The organism is Clostridium sp. CMCC3677 (assembly GCF_023845585.1).
Classification (GTDB): domain Bacteria; phylum Bacillota; class Clostridia; order Clostridiales; family Clostridiaceae; genus Clostridium; species Clostridium aquiflavi.
In genome coordinates, this window is the sequence record NZ_JAMQHS010000059.1 from 1 (window position 1) to 265 (window position 265).

The window sequence follows — 265 nt, forward strand, 5'->3', positions numbered from 1 at the left end:
TTGTGGGAACAAAATCTATAAAAGATGATTATATCAAGATTAGAGTAACATCAAAAGAAAAGAAAAAGCTTAAGATAATTGCAGAATCAAAAAACATGACTATGAGTGAAATTTTACTTGTTGCCACAAAAAAAGAGATAGAAATTTACGAAGAAAAAGAAAAAAATCAGAAAAAAATTTATGACAGAGCTGTGGCAACAGAGAAAAAAATACAGGAAATCAAAATTAATTTAGAAAAAAGAAAAGTAAATAATAAAAAAGGATT

At 24.5% G+C, this 265-nt stretch carries 1 protein-coding gene; it reads left to right on the forward strand.

Going from position 1 to position 265, the window contains the following annotated elements; genetic code table 11:
- On the forward strand, positions 1–265 hold a 265-nt coding region (locus NG901_RS16730), incomplete at both ends, for a CopG family transcriptional regulator (protein ID WP_252217072.1).